The following is a 25,016-nucleotide window of genomic DNA, read 5'->3' as shown; positions in this document are numbered from 1 at the left end:
TATAGTAATTAGAAAAACTTAATACTTATTAATTTTATAATAATTTACCGTAAAGGAGAATGTACATTGCGCTATTTAACATCTGGGGAATCACATGGCAAACAACTTACTACAATTATTGAGGGATTACCTTCCCAAATGCCCCTATTGAAGGAAGATATAAATGAGTCTCTCTTAAGAAGACAGGGTGGTCATGGTCGAGGAAAAAGAATGCAAATCGAAAAGGACCTTGTCGAAATCACCAGTGGAGTAAGACATGGATATACATTAGGTTCTCCTATTTCACTCGTTATACATAATGATGATTTTAAACATTGGACAGATATTATGGGCGAAGATCCGATGGAAGATAACTCAAAGATAAGACGTGTTGTTACGAAACCTAGACCAGGTCATGCTGATTTAAACGGAGCATTGAAATACGGTCACCGGGATATGCGGAATATATTGGAAAGATCCTCTGCAAGGGAAACCGCTGCAAGGGTAGCAGCTGGTGCAGTTGCTAAAACACTATTAAAGCAACTTGGAATTGAAGTTTGTGGATATGTGAAAGAGATAGCAGGCATCCGAGCAGAAGAAAATGAATCACTTACAATGCAAGAACGAACAAAGATATCTCAAGCCTCACCTGTTATGGTATTGGATAAAAACGTTGAGCAGGAAATGATGGAAGCCATCGATAAAGCAAAAAGTGATGGGGATTCAATTGGTGGAGTCTGTGAAGTTTATGTCGAAGGGATGCCCGCTGGAGTCGGTTCCTATGTTCATTATGACCGTAAACTGGACAGCCGGATTGCAGGAAGTGTTATGAGTATTAATGCATTTAAAGGTGTAGAATTCGGTATAGGCTTTAAAGCAGCAGAATTAAACGGAAGCCAGGTACACGATGAAATTGCTTGGGATAAAGAAAAAGGGTATTACCGAACTTCCAATAGACTTGGTGGGTTTGAAGGCGGTATGACATCTGGAATGCCTATCGTTGTAAAAGGGGTTATGAAACCAATCCCAACTCTAATGAAAAAGCCGCTTCAAAGTGTTGATATTGAAACAAAGGAACCTTTTAAAGCAACTGTTGAACGTTCTGACGCCTGTGCGGTACCAGCTGCATCTGTAGTAATGGAACACGTAGTAGCATTCGAAGTTGCTAAAGCAATTTTAGAGCAATTCCCGAGTGATCAATTTAAACAGCTTAAGAAAGCAATCGATGACTACCGAGAAGAAATCAGGTGTTTTTAGTGAAAGATATTCTTGTTCAATCCAATACGAATTCGTACCATATCGCTGTAGGAGAATCACTCCGTTTTCAATTGAACCAATATTTAACGAAGAATTATTCCTCGATTTTTATTGTTTCTGACGAAAATGTAGCAGCGTTGTATTTGGATGATATCTTGAAAAACTTTACCGATAAACCTGTCTTCCATTCGATTGTTCCGGCGGGGGAGCAGTCCAAAGATATACAGACATTTTATCAACTACAAACAGATGCAATTAACTTTTGTCTCGACCGCGAGTCTTTAATGATTGCACTTGGTGGTGGTGTAGTTGGTGATCTCGCTGGTTTTACTGCAGCCACCTATATGCGGGGGATAGATTATGTCCAAATGCCAACAACGATACTTGCTCACGACAGCAGTGTTGGTGGGAAAGTGGCAATCAACCATGAACTGGGGAAAAATTTAATTGGTAATTTCTATCCTCCACAGGCAGTCATTTATGATGTGGAGACGTTAAAGTCCCTAAACGAAAGGGAAGTACGCTCTGGTTATGCTGAGCTAATTAAAGAAGCATTAATTGCCGATACTGATTTTTACCGTACACTGATTGAGACAGATATATACAAGGTTTCAAACAGCGAACTGCAAGATCACCTGCAGCGGGGGATTAACATAAAGGCACATATCGTTGAAGTGGATGAAAAAGAATCCGGAATTCGCAAGCATTTAAATCTTGGACACACATTGGGACATGCTCTTGAAGCCGATCTAGGTTATGGTAGATTAACCCATGGAGAGGCAGTAGCAATTGGCCTGCTTTTTTCATTGCATGTTAGTGAGCAGTTGTATTCTGATAATCTGCCGTTTGAGGAACTTACTTTATGGTTAAGAAAAAATCGCTATCCACTTAAAAATATTGAATACCATGCAGAACGCTTAATAACTAAAATGAAATCCGATAAAAAATCTGTTAAAAGTAAAATACAAATGGTTTTATTAAAAGAGCTTGCATCACCGGTTATAGTTGAACTGGAAGATGCTGAAATAAATAAATATTTACACTCATTTATAGTAAGGATGGTTTAGAAATGACAAGAGGTGTACGTGGAGCAACGACAGTAACTGAAAATGATGAAAAACAAATGATTGAAAATACAAGAGTCCTAGTTAAAGAAATGATTGAAACAAACCAAATAAAACCAACCGATATTTCGCATGTTTTTATTTCAGTAACGAAAGACCTTAATGCGGGATTCCCAGCAAAGGCATTAAGACAATTAGATGGTGATGGCTGGTCGTTAGTTCCAGTCATGTGCATGGCTGAAATAGAAGTACCTGGAAGTCTCACGCAATGTATCCGTATCATGATGGTCGTTAATACAGAGAAATCACAAGCAGATATTCAACATGTTTTCCATAACGAGGCGGTAAAATTACGTCCCGACTTAGTAAATAAGATAGGAGAATAACTGATGCAAGGTAAACCAGTTTTAGATCAACTTAGCCCATACAAACAAGGCAAACAGACAAAAGAAATACAGGAAGAGTTCGGCTTGAGAAATATCGTCAAATTAGCTTCCAATGAGAATCCATATGGGTACTCCAATCAGGTAAAAGAAAGTCTATCAAACAATATACCTGCGTTAAATATTTATCCGGATGGTTATACAAGTGAACTAAGATCCGTTTTGACAACCAAGTGGGACATTAATCAAAATCAAATCATTTTTGGAAGTGGATCTGAAGAAATTATTCAGTTAATTTGCCGTTCCTTTCTACTTCCAGGTTCTAATGTAGTAATGGCAATACCGACATTCCCACAGTATAAACATTATGCATTAATCGAAGGAGCTTCCGTCACGGAAGTTCCAACAGATGCAAACGGCTATCATGATATGAACGGAATATTGAAGGCAATAAATGAACAAACAAAGATTGTATTTCTTTGTTCACCGAATAACCCGACAGGAACTGTAATTTCCAAAAAGGACTTTGAATACTTTATGGCTAACTGTCCGGAACATGTATTGGTAGCTTTTGATGAAGCTTATAAGGAGTATGTGAACGACGTTACGGATGTTCATGCATTAACCTATATCAATCGTTATGAGAACCTAATTACAATGCGTACATTCTCTAAAGCATATGGACTAGCGGGACTTCGTATTGGTTATGGGATGGCAAACAACAAAATAATTACAACCCTTGATAAAGTTAGAGGTCCATTCAACACCTCTTCCATCGCCCAAAAAGCAGCAATCACTGCAATTGATGACCAAGAATTTATTGAACGTACTTATCGTTTTAACAAAAAAGTGAAAGCATCATTTGAATCGTTCCTGGATAGTATTGGTTGGAAATACTATGATTCTGAAGCAAACTTTTTACTTGTAGCAACACCTGTAAGTGGAATGGAAGTATTCCAGTACCTTATGGAAAACGGGTTTATTATAAGACCTGGAGAATTACTTGGAGCACCAAACACAATAAGAATAACAATCGGAAAAGAAGATGAGATGAAAGAACTTGAGAATTTACTGCTGAAATTTCATCAAGAAATAATGAAGGTGTAATGATGGTTAAGAAAACCATACTAGTTGCCGGCTTGGGTTTGATTGGGGGATCCCTTGCTAAAGGCATGGTAACCACAGAAGAAAATTACATTATTGGATATGATCTAAATGAGGATTCGCTGAAATTTGCGCTGTTAAATGGTATCGTACATGAAGCGAGTACAAATTTCACCAAGTCCGCGTTGCAATCCGATTTTATTATATTGGCCGCACCAATTTCAGAGACCATTTTACTAATGAAAGAAATAAATGAACTTACCTTCACTAAAAATGTTATTGTGTCAGACACAGCATCTGTTAAAGGTCCTATTATGGAGGAAGCTAAACACTTAACTAATAAAAAGGTAACATTTATTGGTGGTCATCCAATGGCTGGATCCCATAAAAAAGGAGTACAAGCAGCAAAAGCACATTTATTTGAAAATGCCATCTATGTCCTATCACCGACGCAAGAAAAACGTGAAGAAGAGTTAATAGCATTACAAACCATTTTAAGTAATTCAAAAAGTAAATTTGTTGTTATGAATCCAAATGAGCATGATGAAATGACTGGAGTGGTGTCACATTTCCCACATTTAATTGCATCTTCATTAGTTCACCAGGCAAAAAAGTGGGAAAAGACACATGAATTTTTACCTAAACTTGCCGCAGGGGGATTTAGGGATATTACAAGGATTGCCTCAAGTAATCCGAAAATGTGGCAAGACATATTCTCGCACAATCGAAATAAAATGTCTGTACTGCTTAGTGAGTGGATTGAAGAAATGAAAGATTTAAAATTACTTTTGGATAACGATGAGAAAGAAAAGATGATTACATACCTTGATATGGCTAAGCTTTATCGAGATGGACTCGCTGAATCGGAAAAGGGAGCCATCCCTGCCTTTTACGATCTATATGTCGATATCCGAGATCAGACAGGCTCCCTTGCTTCTGTCGTTCAATTACTGGCCAGTGAAAAAATCAGTATAAAAAATATCGAAATACTTGAAGTCCGGGAAGATATAACAGGAGTTCTAAGATTAAGTTTCTTCACAAAGAACGCACAATCAAATGGCTCAAAACTATTAGAAAATAACGGTTATGAAACAATGATTCAAAAATAAAACGGGGAGGAAATAAACCATGAGCGAAAAAATATTGAATCCTCTTGATAAAAAATTATCAGGAGAGATTAAGATTCCTGGAGATAAGTCCATTTCACATCGTTCCGTTATACTTGGTTCTTTAGCTCGTGGAATTACAAAAGTTACCAATTTCCTTGATGGGGAAGACTGTTTAAGAACTGTAAACGCCTTTCGTGATATGGGGGTCACCATACAGAAAGATGGTACAAATCTGGTTATCGAAAGTAAAGGTGTAACAGGTTTAACCAAACCTACAAAGCAACTTGATTTTGGTAATTCGGGTACAACAACAAGGCTGATGCTTGGAATTCTTGCTGGTTTGCCATTTTCTACAACCATCTACGGTGACGCGTCACTCTCCAAACGACCAATGAACCGTGTTGTAAATCCTTTACGACAAATGGGTGCAAACATAGATGGTGATGATAATGGAAATTTACTTCCTTTATCGGTTAGTGGGAGTAAGCTTAGGGGAATCAACTATACACTCCCAGTTAAAAGTGCACAAGTTAAGTCTGCTATCCTTTTAGCCGGTCTATTGGCAGAAGATGAAACAAGTGTTACCGAGGAAATTCCTACTAGGAACCATACAGAAAACATGCTTCAAGCTTTTGGAGCAGATATTACATCAGATGGGTACACTACTACAATTACAGGAAAACATGAACTGAAAGCAACAGATGTATACGTACCAGGTGATATTTCTTCAGCTGCTTTCTTTCTCGTTGCCGGTGCAATCGTACCTGACAGCAAATTGACATTGAAAAATGTTGGCCTCAATAAAAGTCGAACCGGTATAATTGATGTTTTGCAGCTTATGGGTGCAGATCTTGTTATTCAGAATGAAAAAACGATTGGCGGGGAAAACATTGGGGATATACAAATATCTTTTGGTCCCCTTAAAGGAATAACCATTGAAGGTGAGATAATTCCTAGGCTTATAGATGAGATTCCCGTTATTGCCTTACTGGCAACACAAGCAGATGGAACGACAATTATTAAAGATGCTGAAGAACTGCGTGTAAAAGAAACAGACAGGATAACTGCTGTTATCGATGTCCTAACGACATTTGGTGCAAGCGTTACACCAACCGAAGACGGAATGATTATAGAAGGAAAAACTACCTTAACTGGAGGGAATGCTGCCTCCTATGATGATCACCGTATTGCCATGATGGCCGCAGTTGCTTCATTAATTACGAAAGATGAAGTAATCATTGATGATATTTCTTGTATTTCGATTTCTTATCCTGGATTTTTTAAGGATTTAAAATCACTAACTTAAAAATTTGCGATTAAAGAAAGAATCTGCATTTAGCAGATTCTTTTTAATTCACATGTTTGAAACAACAACCTGTTTTCGCTAGTATAAAAGATGGTATAATTTAAGTACGGTATATAGAAAGGATGTTCGTCATGGACACCATTATGAAAGCAGTAAAATTAGTGGAGAATAATCAAACTAAAAAAGCAATTACAATGCTTAGTAACTATTTACAAGAAGCAACAGATGATGAGAAATACACAATTGCGGAACTTTACTTGCAATGGGGATTTCATCAGGAAGCACGACAATTATTGGAGGAATTGCTCCATCAATATCCTGATGAAACCGATATAAAAATTTCCCTTGCTGATATTTTTATAGAAATGGAAGAAGACGAACCAGCAATAACATTGCTTAATGAGATAGAAGAGGATGACCCTGCATATATACAAGCTCTTATTCAATTGGCTGATTTATATCAGGCACAGGGATTGTTCGAGGTCTCCGAAAAGAAATTACTGACTGCCAAGCAACTATCACCCGGCGAGATCATTATTGACTTTGCACTGGGGGAATTATATTTCTCTATCGGTGAATATTTGAAGGCAATCAATTATTATGAAAAGGTAAAGTCGAAACAAAATGAAGTAGCCCATATTTCAATTGATGATAGACTCGGTGAATCATTTGCAGCAGCTGGAGAATATGAAAAAGCATTAATTTACTTTAAGGATGATGAAACTGAAAATGCTGATAAACTGTTTAAACACGGTGTTACAGCATTCCAAACAGATAGAAATGATATTGCTATCAAGGCCTTTGAACATGTTCTTGAAATTGATGAGGATTATCATACTGTTTATTACCAACTTGCTAAAGCTTACCAAGAGGAAGGTATGATGGAAGAAGCATTTAAAACAGCCAAAAAGGGAATTGAAAGAGATGCGTTTAATAAAGAGTTGTACTTTATAGCTGGATCTATTGCCCATCAACTGGGACAAAACGAAGAGAGTGAGAAACTTGTTCGTGAGGCTATTGCACTCGATCCCGATTACAAAGAAGCCGTACTGTTTCTGATTGAATTTTTCAAGAAAAATGAGAACTATATGGAGATAACTGAACTTGTGCAAGAAATTAAAAAAACAGATGCTGATGATCCGTTATACGATTGGGAACTAGCAAGAGCATTTAACGAAATTGAATCATTTGATGATGCATTAAAATACTACCAAGAAGCATATAATAGTCTAAATCAAGATAGTGATTTTCTTAAAGAGTACGGATATTTCCTAACGGAGGATGGTAGGATTAAAGAAGCTATTCCCATTTTTGAATCTTATGTTTCTCTCCAACCACTCGATGAGGATGCGGAAGCATATCTGTACAGGTTGAAACAAACATTTGAATTGGATTGATTGTATTTTGTTTACCTTAAAGGGGGGAAAACGATGATAACTCCTGTTACAGCTCAGGATAAAAAAAGTTTTATCCAATGGTTTCTTAATCATTATCGGCTGAAAAGACGTGAAAGTGTCTGGATTCTTAATTATCTTGTCAATCATAATGAACTGCTTACGAATGTTCACTTCGTAAGAGATGTAAAATATTGTCCAAGAGGAATCATGATGACCAGTCACTGTTCAGAAGAGGTACCTTTTCGCTTTTACAAAAATCATCTAGTTACAACAGATGCAGAAAAATCTTTTCATGAAATTCGGCTTAATCAAGATGAACCCTTATATTTACAATTAAATTTCAAAAAATCCAATCAACATTCTTATTATGCATCGGTATTAGAAGAGAACCCTTTTGTACCAGCAGATTACTATATAACCAACCATGATAAGGACTTGACCAAACAGTTACTCGATCATTCATTATATGAATATAAAAAAAGTAAACTCATGAATGAAATTGATCATGCATTGGATGAAATGAATCATGAAAGATTTAAACAGCTAGCTAAAGAATTAAAGGAATTAGAGGAATAGTATAATCGTTATCTCAACCTCAACCTTACTTTAATAAAGGAATAGGTTGATTTTTTTTGCCTTTATAAGATAAACTTGAAAATGGCACAATATATAACGTATCCTAATATAAAGAGAAGGGGTGATACTAACTATGAAATGGAAAAGGTCAGATTTACAACAGTATGTACAAGCTAAGGAATACATAGATACCATTCTTTTACCTTTAGTTCCAATTCAACTTTCAAATGATGAAGAGACAGATAAATACTCTGCTCAAGCCGAAGTAATGTCGATTCTAGCAAATGGGATTGAAAAGGAACTTACAGGCCGAACTATGCTTTTACCAAACTACAATTATTTAAAAACTGTCGATATAACTACAGAAGTACAGCGACTTAATAATTGGACAGTAGATATGCAACAACAGCCCTTTGCCCATATTACCTATATAACCTTTGATTCTCGTTGGAAGAAAGAGGAAAAAGGTTTAATTGGGAACTTATTATGGATGCCAGCTGTGCAGACTGGAGAAATACATTCAAAAGAAATGCAACGTATTATACGTGACCAAGTTGGTCAGACTGTGGAATTAATTCGATCTTATTGGAATTAAACTTCCAGAAATGGTCTTATTAAGGGTGTCAATTGATTGAGAATAATGTTTTATATTGACCGAATTTCAAGATTGCGCTATCATAGTATTGTCCTAGTAATCTGAAATAAAATTATACGTCCGTGATTATTTTTTTAAGGGGGGAAAATCATGAGTGATGAAAAGCAGCAAGTATCCCGTAGACAGTTTCTTAACTATACGCTTACTGGGGTAGGGGGATTTATGGCGGCCGGCCTACTTATTTCTCCAATAAGAATGGCAATCGATCCTGTACTGAAGGGATCATCAGGTGGTGATTTGGCTAACGTAGGCTTATCTGTAGATGATATTACAGCAGATCCACAGCGTATCGATTGGAGCGTTGACCAAGTAGATGGCTGGTATGAATCTGAAGTAAGTCGCTCTGCATGGGTTTATAAAAATGATAATGATGAGATTGTAGCCTTTTCCCCGGTTTGTAAACACTTAGGTTGTATTGTTTCATGGGAAGGCAGTGAACAGCATCCGAACGAATACTTCTGCCCATGCCACGATGGACGCTACTACAAGGATGGAACTAATGTTCCAGGTACTCCACCATTAGCTCCACTGGATGTTTACGAACAGGAAGTCAAGGATGGCATGTTATTCCTAGGCGATGTAATACCACAAGGGGAGGCGTAATGACTTATGTTACAGAAGATTTATGATTGGATTGATGATCGTATAGATATTACGCCAATATGGCGGGATATCGCAGATCATGAAGTTCCGGAACATGTTAACCCTGCCCATCACTTTTCTGCTTTTGTTTATTGTTTTGGTGGTTTAACATTCTTTGTTGTAGTAATCCAGATTCTTTCTGGAATGTTCTTAACGATGTATTATGTTCCAGACATTGAAAATGCATGGAAATCTGTATATTACTTACAGACGGAAGTAGCTCATGGACAAATAGTAAGAGGAATGCATCATTGGGGTGCCAGTGTTGTCATTGTAATGCTATTATTACATACCTTACGTGTATTTTTCCAAGGTGCTTATAAGAAGCCACGTGAACTTAACTGGGTTGTCGGAGTATTGATTTTCTTTGTTATGCTCGGTCTAGGTTTCACAGGTTATTTATTGCCTTGGGATAATAAAGCATATTTTGCAACTCAAGTTGGACTTGAAATGGCTGAACAGGTTCCGTTAATCGGTACACAGTTGAAAATATTATTGGCTGGAGACGCAACAATTGTTGGTGCCCAGACATTAACAAGATTCTTCGCGATTCATGTTTTCTTCCTGCCTGCAGCACTATTTGGACTATTAGCAGCACACTTTATTTTAATACGTAGACAAGGTATTTCCGGACCACTATAAAAAGGAGGGCAAGTGATGCATAAGGGTAAAGGTATGAAATTTGTCGGGGATTCGAGAATCTCCGCTGAAAGGAAACCAAATATACCGAAAGATTATTCTGAGTATCCTGGAAGAACAGAAGCTTTTTGGCCCAACTTTTTATTAAAAGAATGGTTGGCTGGAGCGGTATTTTTAGTTGGATTTTTATGTTTGACATTGGCACATCCCTCACCATTGGAAGGAATGGCCGACCCAACAGATGCAGCATATATACCACTGCCAGATTGGTACTTCTTATTCCTATACGAGCTATTGAAATATCAATTTGCAAGTGGTGACTTTATTCTACTAGGCATGCTCGTGCTACCAGGACTAGCATTCGGTGCACTGTTACTCGCACCATTTTTGGATAATGGGCCAGGACGCAGACCACACCAACGTCCTGTTGCTGTAGGAATGATGTTATTGGGATTAGTTTCAGTAGTATGGTTAACCTATACTTCTGCGGCAAACGTGGATTGGGAAAGTCGAGCTGAAGCGAATAAACCAATTCCTGCATCAGAAGTTACCATTGATACAGAGCATCCTGGTTATGCATCTTATGAAAACAGTTGTCTAGCATGTCATGGGGCTGAACTGGAAGGTGGAGCAGGGCCTACATTGGTTGGTATCGACTTAACTGCTGAAGAGATTGCTACAATCGCAGTAGATGGAATCGGCTCAATGCCTGCTGATCAATTTCAGGGTACAGATGAAGAACTAGAACAGCTAGCAGACTTTATTATAACCGTAAATGAAGCTGCAGAATAATTGATATACTAATGAAACACCTTTGCCATATTTATTTGGTGAAGGTGTTTTAATTAGTACGAACGGAAGGGAAAATGCAATGATTAAATACATACTGCAGGATAAAAAGGTTATTTTCTTATTATTTCTTATTAATTTCTTTGGTACATTATACGGTTATTATTGGTATAAAAGCCAACTCTCTGTTACACCAGACATTTTTCTTATTTTTGTACCGGATAGTCCAACTGCCAGTTTGTTTTTCACCATCTTTTTGTTGTTCTTCCTGTTCGGCAGAAATATTCCATATATCGAAGCGCTCGCTATTATAACGTTATTTAAATATGGAGCATGGGGAGTTATTATGAATCTTCTAACGCTAATTGTTGAAGGTTCAATAGGATGGCAAGGATATATGCTGATAGTCTCACATGCTGCAATGGCAATACAGGGACTTCTGTACGCCCCGTTTTATAAAATCAAGCTAAGACATATTGTGGTAGCTGCAATTTGGACTCTTCATAATGATATTATTGATTATGTATTTGAGATGATGCCAATTTATTCTTCATTAACTAAATATATGAACGAGATCGGTTATTTTACCTTCTGGTTAAGTATTCTTTCTATATTTATAGCTTATTGGCTAACCATTCGCAAAAGGGGATTGTAAATTACTGTTATATACAACCGTTTTTCCTCATACACTTGAATAATAACAAGTTGATGAGGTGATCTCTATGGTTAACAGAAGGAAACTACTTGTTCAGATTACAACCACAGTATTCATAGGGATTTTATTTTATTTGGGGTTCGGCTCTTTTTCGGTGGAAGCGAGTACAGTTACAAATGTAGATTTGTCAGATAAAAAAGTGGATCTTTCTCTCCTTATTTGGACAATTTTTATTGTAGGTGGAAGTATTATCGGTACATTATCTTATGTAAGCTGGAAAAAATATAATGCGGAATTAAAGACAAAGAAAGAGGAAAGGAAAGACAAATCAGTTGACTAAATGAAGATTTTTGACTAAAATTGACCTTAAGTAAAATATTTATCTTCTAATGGAGGAGTGCATATGGGGTTAGGTAGTTACCTAATTTATATAGCTTTATTAATGATTATCCCGATATGGGCACAATCAAGAGTAAAAAGCTCGTACAAAAAATATTCCAAGAAACCAACTTCATCACAAATGACAGGTGCAGAAGTTGCTCGTAAGATTTTGGATGACAATGGCTTATATGATGTACAAATAGGACAAGTTAAAGGTACATTATCAGACCATTATAATCCAAGGAAAAAAGTAATCAATCTTTCTGAGGGTATTTTCCACGGTCGTTCCATGGCATCTTCGGCTGTTGCAGCACATGAGGTTGGCCATGCTATTCAGGATCAACAGGAATATGCATTCTTAAGAATAAGAAGTGCCTTAGTTCCAATTGCAAATTTTGGCTCCAATATCTCATTCTTCCTCATTCTGGCTGGGATGCTGATGGGTGCCATGAATTTATTCCTATTCGGTATTATTTTCATGTCTGCAGCCGTTCTTTTCCAACTTGTAACACTTCCTGTTGAATTTGATGCATCCAATCGGGCAATGACTCAAATGGTTTCCTCAGGGATTATTCGTAATAATGAAGAACGTGAAACGAAAAAGGTTCTGAATGCTGCTGCACTGACTTATGTAGCTGCTGCACTTGTAGCTGTAGCTGAGTTAGTAAGATTTATTCTTATTTACTTGGCCAATAGAGAATAGTTTAAAAAGGATGACATAATGTCATCCTTTTTTTATTTAATCGTTCAACGGATTTTTATTTTCATCTAATGTAAATCCTTCTCCCATTACATCGTGTGCAGTCGTTACTGCGACAAAAGCGTGTGGATCAATGTTATTTACAATACTTTTCAACTTAACGATCTCATTTCTTGCTACAACACAATAGAGGACATTTCTTTTTTCACCTGAGTAGCTTCCGTGGCCGTCTAATACGGTTACGCCACGATCCATTGATTGTAGTATATGATTTGCTATTTCATCACTTTTATTTGAAATGATTGTTGCTCCTTTTGCAGAATAGGCACCTTCTTGTAGAAAATCAATCACCCTTGCACCTACATAAACAGCGACAAGGGTATACATTCCTTGCACCAGATCAAGAATCACAAAAACTGATGTTGCAATCACTAAGAAATCAAACAGGAACATCGTGCGACCCATACTCCAGCCAATATATTTATTTACAATTCTTGCGATTATATCAACTCCACCGGTCGTCCCACCATACCGGAAAATAATTCCAAGTCCAACACCGATGAACACTCCAGCAAAGAGAGCAACCAATGTCATATCATTTTCTAAATGGATAGAAAATTGATAGGTTTGAAAAACTCTTAAAAATACAGATACAGCTACCGTTCCAATTATCGTATAGATAAACGTACTTCTTCCAAGGAATTTCCACCCAATAAAGAAAACAGGAACATTAAGTACAATATTTGTAACTGCCGGGTCCCAACCCCAAAGAAAGTAAAATAACAAGGTAATGCCGGTAAATCCACCTTCTCCAAGATTATTTTGCATATTAAAATGAACGATACCAAAAGAGAAAATTGCTGAACCAAGCAATATATATGCGATATTTTTAATTTTCATGCCAAACAACATTTATTATTTCCTCCTTCTTTTCCTATATCGTTTACCCAATCATAGTATTTAAATACTAAATTTGATAGGAATAATTCAACTTTTTGTATCAAAAATTTGTCAAAATAACTCCTTTTAGCTAACATGATAAGAGAATAGTATAGAAAAGGGGAATTATCATCGACACACCATTATATGATACAAAGGAAATTCAACAAAGGGTAGACCATTATATTTCTCAATATAAGGAAGGTTATTTTTCTCCTTTAGCTTTAATGGCCAGATTAACAGAAGAAGTCGGAGAAATGGCACGTGAAGTAAACCACTATCATGGTGAGAAGCCTAAAAAGCTATCTGAGAGAGAAAATACGATTGAGGATGAAATGGGTGATATTATTTTTGTTCTTGCATGTTTCGCCAATTCACTAAATATTGACCTATCAGAGTCATTCCATATCGCAATGCATAAAATAGAAACAAGGGACAAAAATCGTTGGACCCCTAAAGATTAATCGATTATCTAGTATAGCAATTGACTTATCGCCAAACTCTATTTGCGAAGGTCATCGTCGCACTTATACTGATTTCCTATAAAACGATATACTATCGATGAGTGAACAATATAATACATGCTATTAAGGAGTTGGACAACATGGCAATAACTATAATCTTAGCAGGACCAAGGGGAAGAATGGGTTCTGAAGCTGTAAAAATGGTAGAAAATGAATCAGATTTTAAATTGGTTGCATGCATTGATAGAAAATACGATGGGAAGCAACTAAAGGATATTGAAGGATTGCCTGACTTGAGTGTACCTGTTTTTCAGGATATCGAAAAATGTTTTCAGCAAGTAAACGCTGATATTTTTATTGACCTTACCGTACCCGAGGTAGGTTATTATCATACGAAAACAGCAATAGAAAATAATATTAGACCTGTTGTTGGTACGACAGGATTTACTGATGAACAGATTGTTGAGCTTTCACAGTTAGCTGAAACTAAAAAGACAGGATGTATTATCGCTCCCAATTTTGCAATTGGTGCTGTACTAATGATGAAGTTTTCGGAAATGGCAGCAAAATACTTACCTGACGTTGAAATTATTGAAAAACATCATGACAGAAAATTGGATGCACCTTCAGGAACAGCTAAGAAAACAGCAGAATTAATTATGAAAACCCGAGAAACCAGAAAACAAGGCCATCCGGATGAAAAAGAAACAATTCATGGTTCGCGTGGCGCAGAAATGGATGGTATGAGAATACATAGTGTGCGTCTGCCGGGATTAGTCGCGCATCAAGAAGTAATATTTGGCAGTTCTGGCCAAACATTATCCATTAAACACGATTCTTTAAACCGTGAATCTTTTATGGAAGGAATTAAGGTATCCATCTATAAGGTAATGGATATGAAAGAACTCGCATACGGTCTCGAAAATATTTTATAAGAAAAGCTTCAGGAAAAGGAGGGTTTATATGAATATTGCTTTAATTGCACATGATAAAAAGAAAGATGACATTATAAGTTTCAGTGTGGCCTATACCCATATTCTGAAAAATCATCAATTATTTGCTACAGGCACGACGGGAAAGTTAATTTTAGAAGCAACTGGTATAGATATCCACCGATTTCAATCAGGCCCTCTTGGTGGGGATCAACAAATAGGGGCTATGATTGCCGATAATAATTTGGATATGGTCATTTTTTTCCGTGATCCACTTACAGCACAACCACATGAACCTGATGTAAGTGCTTTATTGCGATTGTGTGATGTCTATCAAATACCACTTGCAACAAATATTGCTGCAGCTGAGATTTTCCTGCATGGCTTAGAACGTGGAGATCTAGAATGGAGAGAAATTGTAAAGGAAAGACAGCAGAAAGAAGGCACAAAGTGAGGAAAATAGGTATTACATGCTACCCAACTGTTGGTGGCTCCGGAATTATCGCGACCGAGTTGGGTAAACTTCTTGCCGAACAAGGTAATGAGATTCACTTTATTACAAGCAGTGTCCCTTTTAGGCTTAATAAAATTCATCCGAAGATATTTTACCATGAAGTGGAGATGAATCATTATCCCGTTTTTCAATATCCTCCATACGATTTAGCACTTACTGCAAAAATGGCTGAAGTAATTGACCAGGAGAAACTGGATATTCTTCACGTTCACTATGCTATGCCACATGCTATTTGTGCTATATTAGCAAAGGATATCGCAGAACATGATGTTAAGATTGTAACAACACTTCATGGTACAGATATTACTGTTCTTGGAATTGACCATACGTTTAAAAAAGTCATTAAACATGGTATTGAGAAATCAGATGCAGTAACAGCAGTTTCTGGCAGTCTTGTTAATCAGACGATCCAAATGCTTGATTTAGATAAAGATATATCTGTTATTTATAATTTTGTAAATGAAGAAGAATACCATAAGAAAAGTGTACCTAACTTGAGGGGACAATATGGAATCAATCCAGACGACAAGATTATGATCCACATATCCAACTTTCGAAAAGTAAAGCGTGTCCAAGACATTATTTATTCATTTAATAAGGTACGAGAACAGATAGATAGCAAGCTGTTGCTAATTGGTGATGGACCAGAATATTCCAATATGGTGCAACTTGTAGAGAAACTTGATTTAAAGGAACATGTACTATTTTTAGGAAAACAGAATAATATTAGTGAGTTACTCTCCATCGCAGACCTGAAGCTGTTATTATCAGAGAAAGAAAGTTTTGGCCTTGTCCTTCTCGAAGCAATGGCCTGTGGAGTTCCATGCATTGGAACGAATGTAGGAGGAATACCAGAAGTGATTAAACATAATGAGACTGGTTATATTGTTGAATTAGGCGATATTGACACCACAGCGCAATATGCTATCGATTTATTAAGTAATAAGCTTTTATTGAATCAGTTCTCCAAAAATGCCATCACACATAGTAAGGAAAGCTTTCAATCAACTAAAATCGTGAATGAGTATTTGGAACTGTATGATACGATTATGAATAAGTAAACGGAAAGAAATTGGTGAATAACATGTTACCGGAAGCATTTTTAATGGCAAAGCCAGTACTTGAACATATTGAGAAACATAATCATAGGGCATATTTTGTGGGTGGGTGTGTACGCGATTTTCTACTAAATCGTCCGTTGGGTGATATTGATATTGCCACTTCTGCATCACCTGAATACATCCAAGAAATATTTCCTAAAGTAATTCCAGTTGGTATTGAACATGGAACAGTCATCGTAAGACATGGTAAAGAATCCTATGAAGTGACTACCTTCCGAATAGACGGCGACTATTCGGATAAACGACATCCGGACACGGTTCAATTTATAGATAGAATCGATAAAGATTTGGAAAGACGCGACTTTACCATTAATGCACTCGCAATGAATTTAAGTGGCGATATGATTGATTTATTTGGTGGTAAAGAAGATATACAAAATAAAGTTATTCGAACCGTAGGAAATGGCTATCGGCGATTTACAGAGGATCCTTTACGGATAATACGAGCACTTCGCTTTTCTAGTCAATTGGGATTCACCATTCATCCAAAAACAATAGATGAAATGTCTTTGGTTCGTCACGAAATAGTAAATCTTGCAATTGAACGAATTACAAATGAATTTACGAAGCTGTTTGCCGGAACTTATGTTACACAGGGAATTGATTATATGAAAAAGCTTGAAATAGGAAGATTTCTTCCTATATTCTCTGATTTTCCTGATCTGATACATTTAATTCCAGCATCCATGAAGCCATTAAAATCTTTCGGTGAGACAATTACTTTATTACATCTCCTAAAACCAGAAGTAACCATAAATCAATGGATAACAAATTGGAAATGCTCCAATAAGACAAAGCTTGAAGCAATACAACTATTAGAAGCATATAACCATTTTACTGCAAATGGATTGGATAAATGGCTTGTATACCGATTAAGAGCTGAGTTCTATCCTGGCTTTCTCCGTTTAGTTGAAATACTGGATCATAAGTCGATCAGCATAGAGCATTTGATTACAATTGAAAGAATTCTGGAAATTAAGCAAAAAAGCGATTTAGCCATTAATGGACATAATTTGATAGAACTTTTCCCTAACAAAAAAAAGGGGCCCTGGCTAAATCATATCATCAAACAAATAGAATTAGAAATTGTCACAGGTCATTTAAAGAATGATAATAAAGCTATAAAGGATTGGTTAAAATGGAATCCACCCGCGATCGATTAATTAATCTGCTGGCTGAGAATGGGGATAATTTTATTTCCGGACAAGTATTATCCGAATCCCTGAATATATCTAGAAACGCTGTTTGGAAACATATGAAAGAACTCGAAAAAGATGGCTTTCAAATGGAAGCTAAACCAAGAATGGGGTATAGAATCAAGACATTTCCCGAGAAGCTTAGCAGTAATACAATTAAATGGGGTCTTGATTCAAATTGGATTGCCAATAAAGTTATCCATATGCAAACAGTTGAGTCTACTCAGACTATTGCACATCAAGCAGCACAGGAAAATGCATCTCATGGCACAATTGTCGTAGCTGATGAACAAACTATTGGAAGAGGGAGGATGGATCGGTCCTGGCATTCCTCCAAAGATAAGGGCATATGGCTAAGTATTATTCTAAGACCGGAAATGCCACCTAATCACGCTTCCCAATTAACACTATTAACAGCGACTGTTCTCGCGGACGTATTGAACGAGTTTGAAATTCTGAAACCACTTATTAAATGGCCGAATGATCTATTATTAAATAAGAAAAAAACCGCTGGAATACTAACAGAAATGCAAGCAGAACAAGATAGAATCCAATATATATTGATTGGTATTGGGTTAAATGTCAATCATTCTATAAATGATTTAAATGAAGATATTCGTTCAAAGGCCACATCACTGCGAATTGAATCAGATATGGAATGGTCGATTAGAGATCTAATTCAAAAATTATTGATTGCCTTTGAGACAGCCTATGATACATATATGGAACATGGCTTTGCACCAATTAAAGAGAAATGGGAAAGCTATGGATTTAAAATAGGGGAAGACATCGCGATTCAAACATTTAATGATAATTGGAAAGGTAAATTCCTCGGCATATCTGAAGAAGGGGCACTGTTGACGGAGTCCAAGGAAGGGAAGCCAGTAAAACTTTATTCAGCAGAAATTGACTGGTTTTCAGAACCATTATAGAGACCAATAACCTTGTATGCTTTCTCTTCATTATTAGAAAAAATAATCCAAAGTGGGGTTAGGCATGGAAATTATTCGAACTATTAAGCAAATGCAGCAAATTAGTACACAGTTAAAAAAAGAATATAAGCAAATTGGATACGTAGCAACTATGGGTTACTTTCACGAAGGCCACCATAACTTGATGAGGCGAGCTAGAAATGAGAATGATATTGTAATAACAAGTATTTTTGTGAATCCATTACAATTTGGTCCTAATGAAGATTTTGAGAAGTACCCACGTGATGAAGAGAAAGATTCCCAGGAAGCAGAAAAGGATGGTATCGATTACTTATTTCTTCCAAGTGTAGACGAAATGTATCCAAATAAGTCAATAATAAACATGCATATTGATGGACGAGTTGACGTTCTATGCGGGAAGTCCAGACCTGGTCACTTTAATGGTGTGCTTACTGTTCTAACAAAGTTATTTCATATTATACAGCCAGATAAAACCTACTTTGGGTTAAAGGATGCTCAGCAGGTTGCCGTTGTAGATGCTCTTATCCAGGAACATAACTTTCCAATTGAATTAATTGGCGTTCCAACGACAAGGGAGTCTGATGGACTGGCTAAAAGCAGTAGAAATGTATTTCTGAACAGACAGGAACGGGAAGAAGCTGTGTGGCTTTATAAAAGCCTATTACACGGGAAACAATTAGTGGTTGACGGTGTGAAAAATCCTGATATCATTATTAAAGAGGTCCGCGAATTATTAAGGGAACATGTTACCGGTGAAGTGGATTATATTGAGATGTTAAGCTACCCGGAGCTTATGCCAATTATAGATGTAGATCAAAATACTATTTTGGCTGCTGCGGTTTATTTTAAAGAAGCAAGAATAATTGACAATATAATATTTAATTCAGATGGACAAATAAAAGAGCTGATTAATTAGGGGTGGATTCTAAATGTTTCGTACAATGATGAAAAGTAAAATACATCGTGCAAGAGTAACAGAGGCAAACCTGAATTATGTTGGAAGTATAACAATCGATGAATCTATCTTAAACCAAGTAGATATATTACCACATGAAAAGGTACAAATAGTCAATAATAATAACGGTGAACGCCTTGAAACGTACGTAATCCCTGGAAAAAGAGGATCTGGAGTAATATGCCTTAATGGCGCAGCAGCAAGGTTAGTACAAGAAGGAGATATCGTCATCATTGTTTCCTATGCAGTCGTTTCAGAAGAGGAATTAGAGTCTCATCGCCCAAAAGTTGCTATTATGGATGAATATAACCAAGTTGAACAACTTATTGAACAAGAGCCACCTCTAACAATCATGTAGGCTTACATGCAAGATTCAAGAACTCTTATCGACTTCATGGATAAGAGTTTTACTATTAGAGGTTGTTCAGAAACTTATAGGTCAAGCTCAAATTAGAAAGCAAGGTGGAAAAGATGGATAAATTCGTAGTAGTTGATCTTGAAACTACAGGACACTCTCCTTCCAAAAATGATAAGATAATTGAAGCCGGTATCGTTGTCATAGAAAATAATGTCATTACAGATACCCACACGACCTTATTGAATCCCAGCAAATCCATTCCACCATTTATTGAAAATTTAACCGGAATATCAGATAAGGACGTTCATAAAGCACCATTATTTTATGAAAAAGCAGATAAAATTATAGAAATATTTAAAGACAGTTACTTAATTGCTCATAATGTAGCTTTTGACTTAGGATTTCTTAACGCTGAACTGGCAGCAAATGGCAGAGAGAAACTAACTAATCCTGTATTGGATACGGTGGAACTATCAAGAATTCTATTCCCTGAAGCACCAAGCTATAAATTGGGACAACTTGCCGAATATTTAGATATAAAACACACGGATCCACATCGCGCCCTTTCAGATGCTTTTGTTACTGCTAAGTTATTTTTAAAGCTAAAAGAAAAGTTAGAATCTCTACCATATGAAACCATTGATCATTTATTAAAAATCGAAAAAATGTTTATATCAGATGTCCGTGAAATTTTATCAAATAGACTAGATAAGCTAGCCTTTTCGACAAATTCTAATCATAATATTGTATCATTTAAGGGGTTAGCCTTTAAGCATAGGGAAGATAACCTTAATGAAACACCTATCGTGGAAACTTCTTTTGGAGAATACTTGGATGATATTTATGAAGAGAATGGCTCCATGCAAAGACAATTTACGAAATACGAAAAACGTCCAGGCCAGCGGGATATGTCTGAAACAATATATGATTCATTCCAATCATCAAACCATGCTTTGATTGAGGCTGAAACTGGAACAGGTAAATCTCTTGGCTATCTGATCCCTGCTGTCTATGAAGCAGTAAAAACAAATCAGAAAATTATTATAAGTACATATACAACCCAATTACAAAGCCAGTTACTTGATGAGGAAATTCCATCCATAAGAAAGTTGACGGATATTCCATTCAAGGTTGCTTTGTTGAAAGGAAAAAGCCATTACATAAGCTTGGAAAAGTTTTCACATGAATTGGATAGCAATCAGTCTGATAATTACGACACAGCATTAACAAAAGCAATGCTGCTTGTATGGCTGACTGAAACGGATACTGGGGATATAGATGAAATACAGTTACCGACAAGTGGATACTTTTTTTATAAAAAAATATCTACGGATGCTGAAAGTAATGTAGATCCACAGTCACAATGGTTTTCTAGATCGTTTTATCAGAAGGCTAGAAGAAAAGCACAAAAAGCAAATATTATCATTACGAACCATGCATTACTATGTACAGATATGTTTAATGATTATCAATTTCTACCAAAGTATGAGAAGGTAATCATTGATGAGGCCCATCACTTTGAAGATACGGCTTCACGGCATTATGGATTGAATTTAGATTATATTAATATGCAGTTTATGCTTAATCAAATTGGGCATACAAATGATGGGAAGATGTTTAGTAAAGTAATAGCAAATTATAAATTAACAGAGGAACAAATTCCACTTGAAAAATGGGATTCTATTTTTGATAATATGAAATATGAAATTGATGACCTATTCCAACAGCTTTATCAATATGTTGTCACAAAACATAAAGCCAATAAATCCTTAAGTGACATCGGAAGACTTCAGTATCATTTTCAAGAAGAAAAGGAAGACCAAACAACTTGGGCAACTATTAAAGAAATGGTTTCAAGAGTTACATTTTATATGCGGGATTTAATTCATATACTTTCACTCACGGAACAACATCTATCCAGACAGGAAACACTCGAGAAATATGATAAGGAAGATTTACAAGCGATGTCCATTATTTTCCAGAAATTTATTGATGGATTAGAACTGTTGTTTTTCACAGAAGGGGCTGTACCTCAAATCAAGTGGATTGAAATCGATACAAAGGGAACGAAGAATGCTGTTTACTTATATAGTGAGCCATCAGATATATCTGAATTGCTGGCAGAAGAATTTTTCCAAAATAAAAAAAGTGTTATTATGACAAGCGCGACACTTACCATGAAGAATTCTTTCGATTTTATTCAAAAAAGACTTGGTATTAAAGTGGAACGGTTGATAACAAAACAAATAGATTCACCATTTTCCTACAAAGAACAAGTTCAACTACTTATCCCTGATGACTTCCCTGATATAAAGTACGGAAAGATGGATGATTTCATATATGCAACATGTGAAGCGATTATTTCTTTAGCCGAAATCACAAAAGGAAGAATGCTCGTTCTATTTACTTCCTATGATATGTTGAAGAAGTCATATACATTATTAAAAGAAATTATTAGAGATAATGAATTTGTGCTTATTGGTCAGGGTATTACGAGTGGCAGCAGATCGAGACTCAAAAAAAACTTTCAAACATTTGATCAGGCAATTCTTCTCGGTACAAGTTCTTTTTGGGAAGGTGTGGACATACCCGGCGAAGACCTTTCTTGTCTGATGATTGTCAGACTTCCATTTCAACCTCCAAACCATCCGGTATTTGAAGCAAAATCGAAAATACTGAAAGAAAATGGAAAAAATGGTTTTATGGAATTATCTCTGCCAAACGCTGTAATTAAATTCAAGCAAGGTTTTGGTCGTTTAATCCGCTCCTCAAGTGATAGAGGAATTGTCTTTGTCTGTGATGCCCGAATTATCAAAGCAAGGTATGGAAAGTATTTTACCGAATCCATTCCAAACGTTCCTGTTTCATTTGATTCAACAAGGAATCTGATGACGAAAGCTGAAGAATGGTTTTAATAACTATGTAAAAGTACTACTGATGCAGCAGGGCTGGATCAGTAGTAAAGTCAGATATGGTGTGTGGGTAAGGAATATTTTATCAAATTAATTAGAAAAGCAAGAAATAATATTGCCTTTTACTTCGCTTCATCAATTTGACTTATCCTTATTGTTTACAGACTGTTACAAGCTATGTATAGTAAAAAATGAAAAAGCATCATTTAAAATATTGGAGGGGTACGGATGAACATACATATTGGAGCGATTTCCTTACTTTCAGTCCAACTTAAATTAAACAAATCGGAAAAAGTATATGGGTAATTCAAGACCAACTTGGCTTATGTGGAGTTCCATACTATTACTAGTTATTATTTTAGCTTGTATCATATATGCTGTATACTTATATAATGATTTATATAATAGCAAGACAGCGGGATTTGATGAAACTAAAGAACAAATCCTGAATCAAACTTCCATAGCAGAAATAGAAAAAATCGAACAATATAATGGTTCATCTCCATATCACGTTGTCTTCGCATTGAATGAAGCTAATGAAGAAAAGCTCATCTTCTATCCAGTCGAAGGAAAAGAAAAAGAACTTACAACCATTAATAGATCAGAAATCATAACAGCAGAAGAGGTTCTTAGTCTTTGGCAAGCTCAATGCAATGAATGCGAATTAGTTAAAATTAACCCAGCTTTGGAAAATAACGAGCCTTTGTGGGAAATTACGTATCACGATAATCAAAATCGATATGTAATGGAGTATTTATCCATTTATGATGGCGCACCGGTAGAAAGTTACCGTTTTAAAAAAATGTTTTAATTAGAGAGGGGAACTATACATGGAATTAGCAAATAGAGTAAAAACATTGTCACCATCTTCAACGCTTGCAATTACTGCAAAAGCAAAAGAATTAAAACAACAAGGACATGATGTAATTGGCTTGGGTGCAGGTGAACCTGATTTCAACACACCGGATTATATATTGGAAGCTGCCAAAAAGGCAATGGATAAAGGGATGACGAAATACACACCAGCCGGAGGAATCGTTGAACTTAAAAAGGCGATTAATGAGAAGTTCGAGAAAGATAATGGGTTATCCTATGCAAATGATCAAATTATTGTTACAACAGGTGCCAAGCACGCATTATATACATTGTTTCAAGTACTGCTAAATCAAGGAGATGAAGTGATTGTCCCATCCCCATACTGGGTGAGCTATCCCGAACAAATTAAACTTGCTGAAGGAAATCCGGTATTTGTTCAAGCTTCCGAACAGAATCAATTTAAAATTACACCGGAACAATTGGAAGAGGCAATTACAAATCAAACTAAGGCTGTCGTTATCAATTCACCATCCAATCCGACTGGGATGATGTATAGCAAGGAAGAACTAGAGAAGATTGGTAAAGTATGCTTGAAACATAATATTTTGATCATTTCCGATGAAATTTATGAAAAGCTTATTTACACGGATAAACAACATACTTCAATCGCATCCCTTTCCAGCGAATTGAAGGAGCAAACAGTAATTATTAATGGAGTCTCTAAATCACATGCAATGACAGGGTGGAGAATCGGATATGCAGCAGGTTCTAAAGCAATCATAAAAGCGATGACAAATCTTGCTTCACATTCAACTTCAAACCCTACTTCGATCGCCCAGTATGCTGCGTTAGCTGCGTATAACTCTGAAAAAGATACGACAATAGAATTAAAACAGGTTTTTGCAGAAAGACTAAATACTTTTTACGATCTCATTAATGAGATTCCTGGTATTAAATGCGTAAAACCAGAAGGAGCATTTTACTTATTTCCGAATGTAAAAGAAGCTGTAAAAAACAATGGTTTTAATACTGTAGATGAATGGGTTACAGCATTGCTTGAAGAAGAGAAAGTAGCATTAGTACCAGGTTCTGGATTTGGTTCACCTGATAATGCTCGTCTTTCTTATGCACTTTCAATGGAGGAATTAATTGAGGCAGCAAATAGAATAAAAAGATTTGTCACCAATCATCAATCAAAGTAAGATGGAGGTCAACGAGTT

27 protein-coding genes are annotated in these 25,016 nt (G+C 36.3%); 26 read left to right on the top strand and 1 reads right to left on the bottom strand.

What is annotated here, in order from left to right; all coding sequences use genetic code 11:
* Nucleotides 1-66 precede the first annotated feature (66 nt).
* From aroC to BV906_RS00495, 15 genes are all read left to right on the top strand, one after another.
* Nucleotides 67-1,236, top strand: coding sequence for a chorismate synthase (gene aroC / locus BV906_RS00565; RefSeq protein ID WP_087971530.1), 1,170 nt, complete (start codon nt 67-69; stop codon nt 1,234-1,236).
* Entirely contained in the window at nt 1,227-2,303 is a 1,077-nt protein-coding gene (gene aroB / locus BV906_RS00560; RefSeq protein ID WP_342744325.1) for a 3-dehydroquinate synthase, read from the top strand. The genes aroC and aroB overlap by 10 nt, the downstream gene beginning before the upstream one ends.
* A gap of 2 nt (nt 2,304-2,305) precedes the next feature.
* Nucleotides 2,306-2,686, top strand: coding sequence for a chorismate mutase (gene aroH, locus BV906_RS00555; protein ID WP_087971528.1), 381 nt, complete (start codon nt 2,306-2,308; stop codon nt 2,684-2,686).
* A 3-nt stretch (nt 2,687-2,689) separates the two neighbouring features.
* Nucleotides 2,690-3,790, top strand: coding sequence for a histidinol-phosphate transaminase (hisC, locus tag BV906_RS00550; protein WP_087971527.1), 1,101 nt, complete (start codon nt 2,690-2,692; stop codon nt 3,788-3,790).
* A 2-nt stretch (nt 3,791-3,792) separates the two neighbouring features.
* Nucleotides 3,793-4,896, top strand: coding sequence for a prephenate dehydrogenase (locus BV906_RS00545; protein ID WP_087971526.1), 1,104 nt, complete (start codon nt 3,793-3,795; stop codon nt 4,894-4,896).
* Nucleotides 4,897-4,915: 19 nt separating this feature from the next.
* A complete protein-coding gene (gene aroA, locus BV906_RS00540) occupies nt 4,916-6,202 on the top strand; it encodes a 3-phosphoshikimate 1-carboxyvinyltransferase (RefSeq protein ID WP_087971525.1) in 1,287 nt (428 codons plus the stop codon).
* A gap of 131 nt (nt 6,203-6,333) precedes the next feature.
* Nucleotides 6,334-7,599, top strand: a complete 1,266-nt coding sequence (locus BV906_RS00535) for a tetratricopeptide repeat protein (RefSeq protein WP_087971524.1) — start codon at nt 6,334-6,336, stop codon at nt 7,597-7,599.
* Between the two features lie 33 nt (nt 7,600-7,632).
* On the top strand, nt 7,633-8,175 hold the full coding sequence (locus BV906_RS00530) for a ReoY family proteolytic degradation factor (protein ID WP_087971523.1): 543 nt from the start codon (nt 7,633-7,635) through the stop codon (nt 8,173-8,175).
* 133 nt (nt 8,176-8,308) lie between these two features.
* On the top strand, nt 8,309-8,770 hold the full coding sequence (locus BV906_RS00525) for a YpiF family protein (protein ID WP_087971522.1): 462 nt from the start codon (nt 8,309-8,311) through the stop codon (nt 8,768-8,770).
* Between the two features lie 150 nt (nt 8,771-8,920).
* A complete protein-coding gene (locus tag BV906_RS00520; protein WP_087971521.1) occupies nt 8,921-9,433 on the top strand; it encodes a QcrA and Rieske domain-containing protein in 513 nt (170 codons plus the stop codon).
* Between the two features lie 6 nt (nt 9,434-9,439).
* Nucleotides 9,440-10,114, top strand: a complete 675-nt coding sequence (gene qcrB, locus BV906_RS00515; protein WP_087971520.1) for a menaquinol-cytochrome c reductase cytochrome b subunit — start codon at nt 9,440-9,442, stop codon at nt 10,112-10,114.
* Nucleotides 10,115-10,129: 15 nt separating this feature from the next.
* Complete coding sequence (locus tag BV906_RS00510) at nt 10,130-10,903, top strand: menaquinol-cytochrome c reductase cytochrome b/c subunit (RefSeq protein ID WP_087971519.1); 774 nt, start codon at nt 10,130-10,132, stop codon at nt 10,901-10,903.
* Nucleotides 10,904-10,982: 79 nt separating this feature from the next.
* On the top strand, nt 10,983-11,555 hold the full coding sequence (gene lhaT, locus BV906_RS00505; RefSeq protein ID WP_087971518.1) for a lipoprotein heptaprenylglyceryl N-acetyltransferase LhaT: 573 nt from the start codon (nt 10,983-10,985) through the stop codon (nt 11,553-11,555).
* Between the two features lie 67 nt (nt 11,556-11,622).
* Entirely contained in the window at nt 11,623-11,895 is a 273-nt protein-coding gene (locus BV906_RS00500; protein WP_087971517.1) for a sporulation protein YpjB, read from the top strand.
* A 63-nt stretch (nt 11,896-11,958) separates the two neighbouring features.
* The gene (locus BV906_RS00495) at nt 11,959-12,639 is read left to right on the top strand and encodes a zinc metallopeptidase (protein WP_087971516.1); all 681 of its coding nucleotides are present in this window, start codon (nt 11,959-11,961) and stop codon (nt 12,637-12,639) included.
* Between the two features lie 36 nt (nt 12,640-12,675).
* Here the strand turns inward: BV906_RS00495 and BV906_RS00490 are convergent, their stop codons facing one another.
* Nucleotides 12,676-13,548: a YitT family protein gene (locus tag BV906_RS00490; RefSeq protein ID WP_176330231.1), complete on the bottom strand. Its 873-nt coding sequence runs from the start codon at nt 13,546-13,548 to the stop codon at nt 12,676-12,678.
* Nucleotides 13,549-13,706: 158 nt separating this feature from the next.
* On the opposite strand from BV906_RS00490, the gene BV906_RS00485 reads away from it, so the two are divergent.
* The 11 genes from BV906_RS00485 (at nt 13,707) to BV906_RS00435 (ending at nt 24,998) form a co-directional block, all read left to right on the top strand.
* Nucleotides 13,707-14,039, top strand: coding sequence for a nucleotide pyrophosphohydrolase (locus tag BV906_RS00485; RefSeq protein WP_425435164.1), 333 nt, complete (start codon nt 13,707-13,709; stop codon nt 14,037-14,039).
* A 140-nt stretch (nt 14,040-14,179) separates the two neighbouring features.
* Nucleotides 14,180-14,974 carry a 4-hydroxy-tetrahydrodipicolinate reductase gene (gene dapB / locus BV906_RS00480; protein ID WP_087971514.1) on the top strand — a complete coding sequence of 265 codons (795 nt, stop codon included), beginning with the start codon at nt 14,180-14,182 and terminating at the stop codon, nt 14,972-14,974.
* Between the two features lie 28 nt (nt 14,975-15,002).
* On the top strand, nt 15,003-15,425 hold the full coding sequence (mgsA, locus tag BV906_RS00475; RefSeq protein WP_087971513.1) for a methylglyoxal synthase: 423 nt from the start codon (nt 15,003-15,005) through the stop codon (nt 15,423-15,425).
* Nucleotides 15,422-16,546 (top strand): N-acetyl-alpha-D-glucosaminyl L-malate synthase BshA, encoded by a 1,125-nt coding sequence (gene bshA / locus BV906_RS00470; RefSeq protein ID WP_087971512.1) that lies wholly within the window; start codon nt 15,422-15,424, stop codon nt 16,544-16,546. The genes mgsA and bshA overlap by 4 nt, the downstream gene beginning before the upstream one ends.
* Nucleotides 16,547-16,569: 23 nt before the next feature.
* On the top strand, nt 16,570-17,769 hold the full coding sequence (locus BV906_RS00465) for a CCA tRNA nucleotidyltransferase (RefSeq protein ID WP_087971511.1): 1,200 nt from the start codon (nt 16,570-16,572) through the stop codon (nt 17,767-17,769).
* Nucleotides 17,745-18,734: a biotin--[acetyl-CoA-carboxylase] ligase gene (locus tag BV906_RS00460; RefSeq protein WP_087971510.1), complete on the top strand. Its 990-nt coding sequence runs from the start codon at nt 17,745-17,747 to the stop codon at nt 18,732-18,734. Before BV906_RS00465 ends, BV906_RS00460 begins: the two co-directional genes overlap by 25 nt.
* Before the next feature lie 64 nt (nt 18,735-18,798).
* Nucleotides 18,799-19,671: a pantoate--beta-alanine ligase gene (gene panC, locus BV906_RS00455; protein WP_087971509.1), complete on the top strand. Its 873-nt coding sequence runs from the start codon at nt 18,799-18,801 to the stop codon at nt 19,669-19,671.
* A 13-nt stretch (nt 19,672-19,684) separates the two neighbouring features.
* Nucleotides 19,685-20,068, top strand: a complete 384-nt coding sequence (gene panD / locus BV906_RS00450) for an aspartate 1-decarboxylase (protein ID WP_087971508.1) — start codon at nt 19,685-19,687, stop codon at nt 20,066-20,068.
* A 113-nt stretch (nt 20,069-20,181) separates the two neighbouring features.
* Nucleotides 20,182-22,983, top strand: coding sequence for an ATP-dependent DNA helicase DinG (gene dinG / locus BV906_RS00445; protein WP_087971507.1), 2,802 nt, complete (start codon nt 20,182-20,184; stop codon nt 22,981-22,983).
* Nucleotides 22,984-23,305: 322 nt separating this feature from the next.
* Nucleotides 23,306-23,791: a cell wall elongation regulator TseB-like domain-containing protein gene (locus BV906_RS00440; protein WP_245843784.1), complete on the top strand. Its 486-nt coding sequence runs from the start codon at nt 23,306-23,308 to the stop codon at nt 23,789-23,791.
* Between the two features lie 19 nt (nt 23,792-23,810).
* Nucleotides 23,811-24,998 carry a pyridoxal phosphate-dependent aminotransferase gene (locus tag BV906_RS00435; RefSeq protein WP_087971505.1) on the top strand — a complete coding sequence of 396 codons (1,188 nt, stop codon included), beginning with the start codon at nt 23,811-23,813 and terminating at the stop codon, nt 24,996-24,998.
* The last annotated feature ends 18 nt before the right edge of the window (nt 24,999-25,016 follow it).

The sequence above is a fragment of the Oceanobacillus rekensis genome (assembly GCF_002153375.1).
Classification (GTDB): Bacteria; Bacillota; Bacilli; order Bacillales; family Amphibacillaceae; genus Oceanobacillus; species Oceanobacillus rekensis.
The sequence above is the reverse complement of the archived record's forward strand: the minus strand, read 5'-3'. Positions and strand labels throughout refer to the sequence as shown.

What these genes read in the sequence shown, in the direction of transcription:
- aroH (WP_087971528.1), top strand. Translation starts at nt 2,306, where the DNA reads ATGACAAGAGGTGTACGTGGAGCAACGACAGTAACTGAAAATGATGAA.
- hisC (WP_087971527.1), top strand. Translation starts at nt 2,690, where the DNA reads ATGCAAGGTAAACCAGTTTTAGATCAACTTAGCCCATACAAACAAGGC.
- BV906_RS00545 (WP_087971526.1), top strand. Translation starts at nt 3,793, where the DNA reads ATGGTTAAGAAAACCATACTAGTTGCCGGCTTGGGTTTGATTGGGGGA.
- aroA (WP_087971525.1), top strand. Translation starts at nt 4,916, where the DNA reads ATGAGCGAAAAAATATTGAATCCTCTTGATAAAAAATTATCAGGAGAG.
- BV906_RS00535 (WP_087971524.1), top strand. Translation starts at nt 6,334, where the DNA reads ATGGACACCATTATGAAAGCAGTAAAATTAGTGGAGAATAATCAAACT.
- BV906_RS00530 (WP_087971523.1), top strand. Translation starts at nt 7,633, where the DNA reads ATGATAACTCCTGTTACAGCTCAGGATAAAAAAAGTTTTATCCAATGG.
- BV906_RS00525 (WP_087971522.1), top strand. Translation starts at nt 8,309, where the DNA reads ATGAAATGGAAAAGGTCAGATTTACAACAGTATGTACAAGCTAAGGAA.
- BV906_RS00520 (WP_087971521.1), top strand. Translation starts at nt 8,921, where the DNA reads ATGAGTGATGAAAAGCAGCAAGTATCCCGTAGACAGTTTCTTAACTAT.
- qcrB (WP_087971520.1), top strand. Translation starts at nt 9,440, where the DNA reads ATGTTACAGAAGATTTATGATTGGATTGATGATCGTATAGATATTACG.
- BV906_RS00510 (WP_087971519.1), top strand. Translation starts at nt 10,130, where the DNA reads ATGCATAAGGGTAAAGGTATGAAATTTGTCGGGGATTCGAGAATCTCC.
- lhaT (WP_087971518.1), top strand. Translation starts at nt 10,983, where the DNA reads ATGATTAAATACATACTGCAGGATAAAAAGGTTATTTTCTTATTATTT.
- BV906_RS00500 (WP_087971517.1), top strand. Translation starts at nt 11,623, where the DNA reads ATGGTTAACAGAAGGAAACTACTTGTTCAGATTACAACCACAGTATTC.
- BV906_RS00495 (WP_087971516.1), top strand. Translation starts at nt 11,959, where the DNA reads ATGGGGTTAGGTAGTTACCTAATTTATATAGCTTTATTAATGATTATC.
- BV906_RS00490 (WP_176330231.1), bottom strand. Translation starts at nt 13,548, where the DNA reads ATGTTGTTTGGCATGAAAATTAAAAATATCGCATATATATTGCTTGGT.
- dapB (WP_087971514.1), top strand. Translation starts at nt 14,180, where the DNA reads ATGGCAATAACTATAATCTTAGCAGGACCAAGGGGAAGAATGGGTTCT.
- mgsA (WP_087971513.1), top strand. Translation starts at nt 15,003, where the DNA reads ATGAATATTGCTTTAATTGCACATGATAAAAAGAAAGATGACATTATA.
- BV906_RS00465 (WP_087971511.1), top strand. Translation starts at nt 16,570, where the DNA reads ATGTTACCGGAAGCATTTTTAATGGCAAAGCCAGTACTTGAACATATT.
- BV906_RS00460 (WP_087971510.1), top strand. Translation starts at nt 17,745, where the DNA reads ATGGAATCCACCCGCGATCGATTAATTAATCTGCTGGCTGAGAATGGG.
- panC (WP_087971509.1), top strand. Translation starts at nt 18,799, where the DNA reads ATGGAAATTATTCGAACTATTAAGCAAATGCAGCAAATTAGTACACAG.
- panD (WP_087971508.1), top strand. Translation starts at nt 19,685, where the DNA reads ATGTTTCGTACAATGATGAAAAGTAAAATACATCGTGCAAGAGTAACA.
- dinG (WP_087971507.1), top strand. Translation starts at nt 20,182, where the DNA reads ATGGATAAATTCGTAGTAGTTGATCTTGAAACTACAGGACACTCTCCT.
- BV906_RS00440 (WP_245843784.1), top strand. Translation starts at nt 23,306, where the DNA reads ATGTGGAGTTCCATACTATTACTAGTTATTATTTTAGCTTGTATCATA.
- BV906_RS00435 (WP_087971505.1), top strand. Translation starts at nt 23,811, where the DNA reads ATGGAATTAGCAAATAGAGTAAAAACATTGTCACCATCTTCAACGCTT.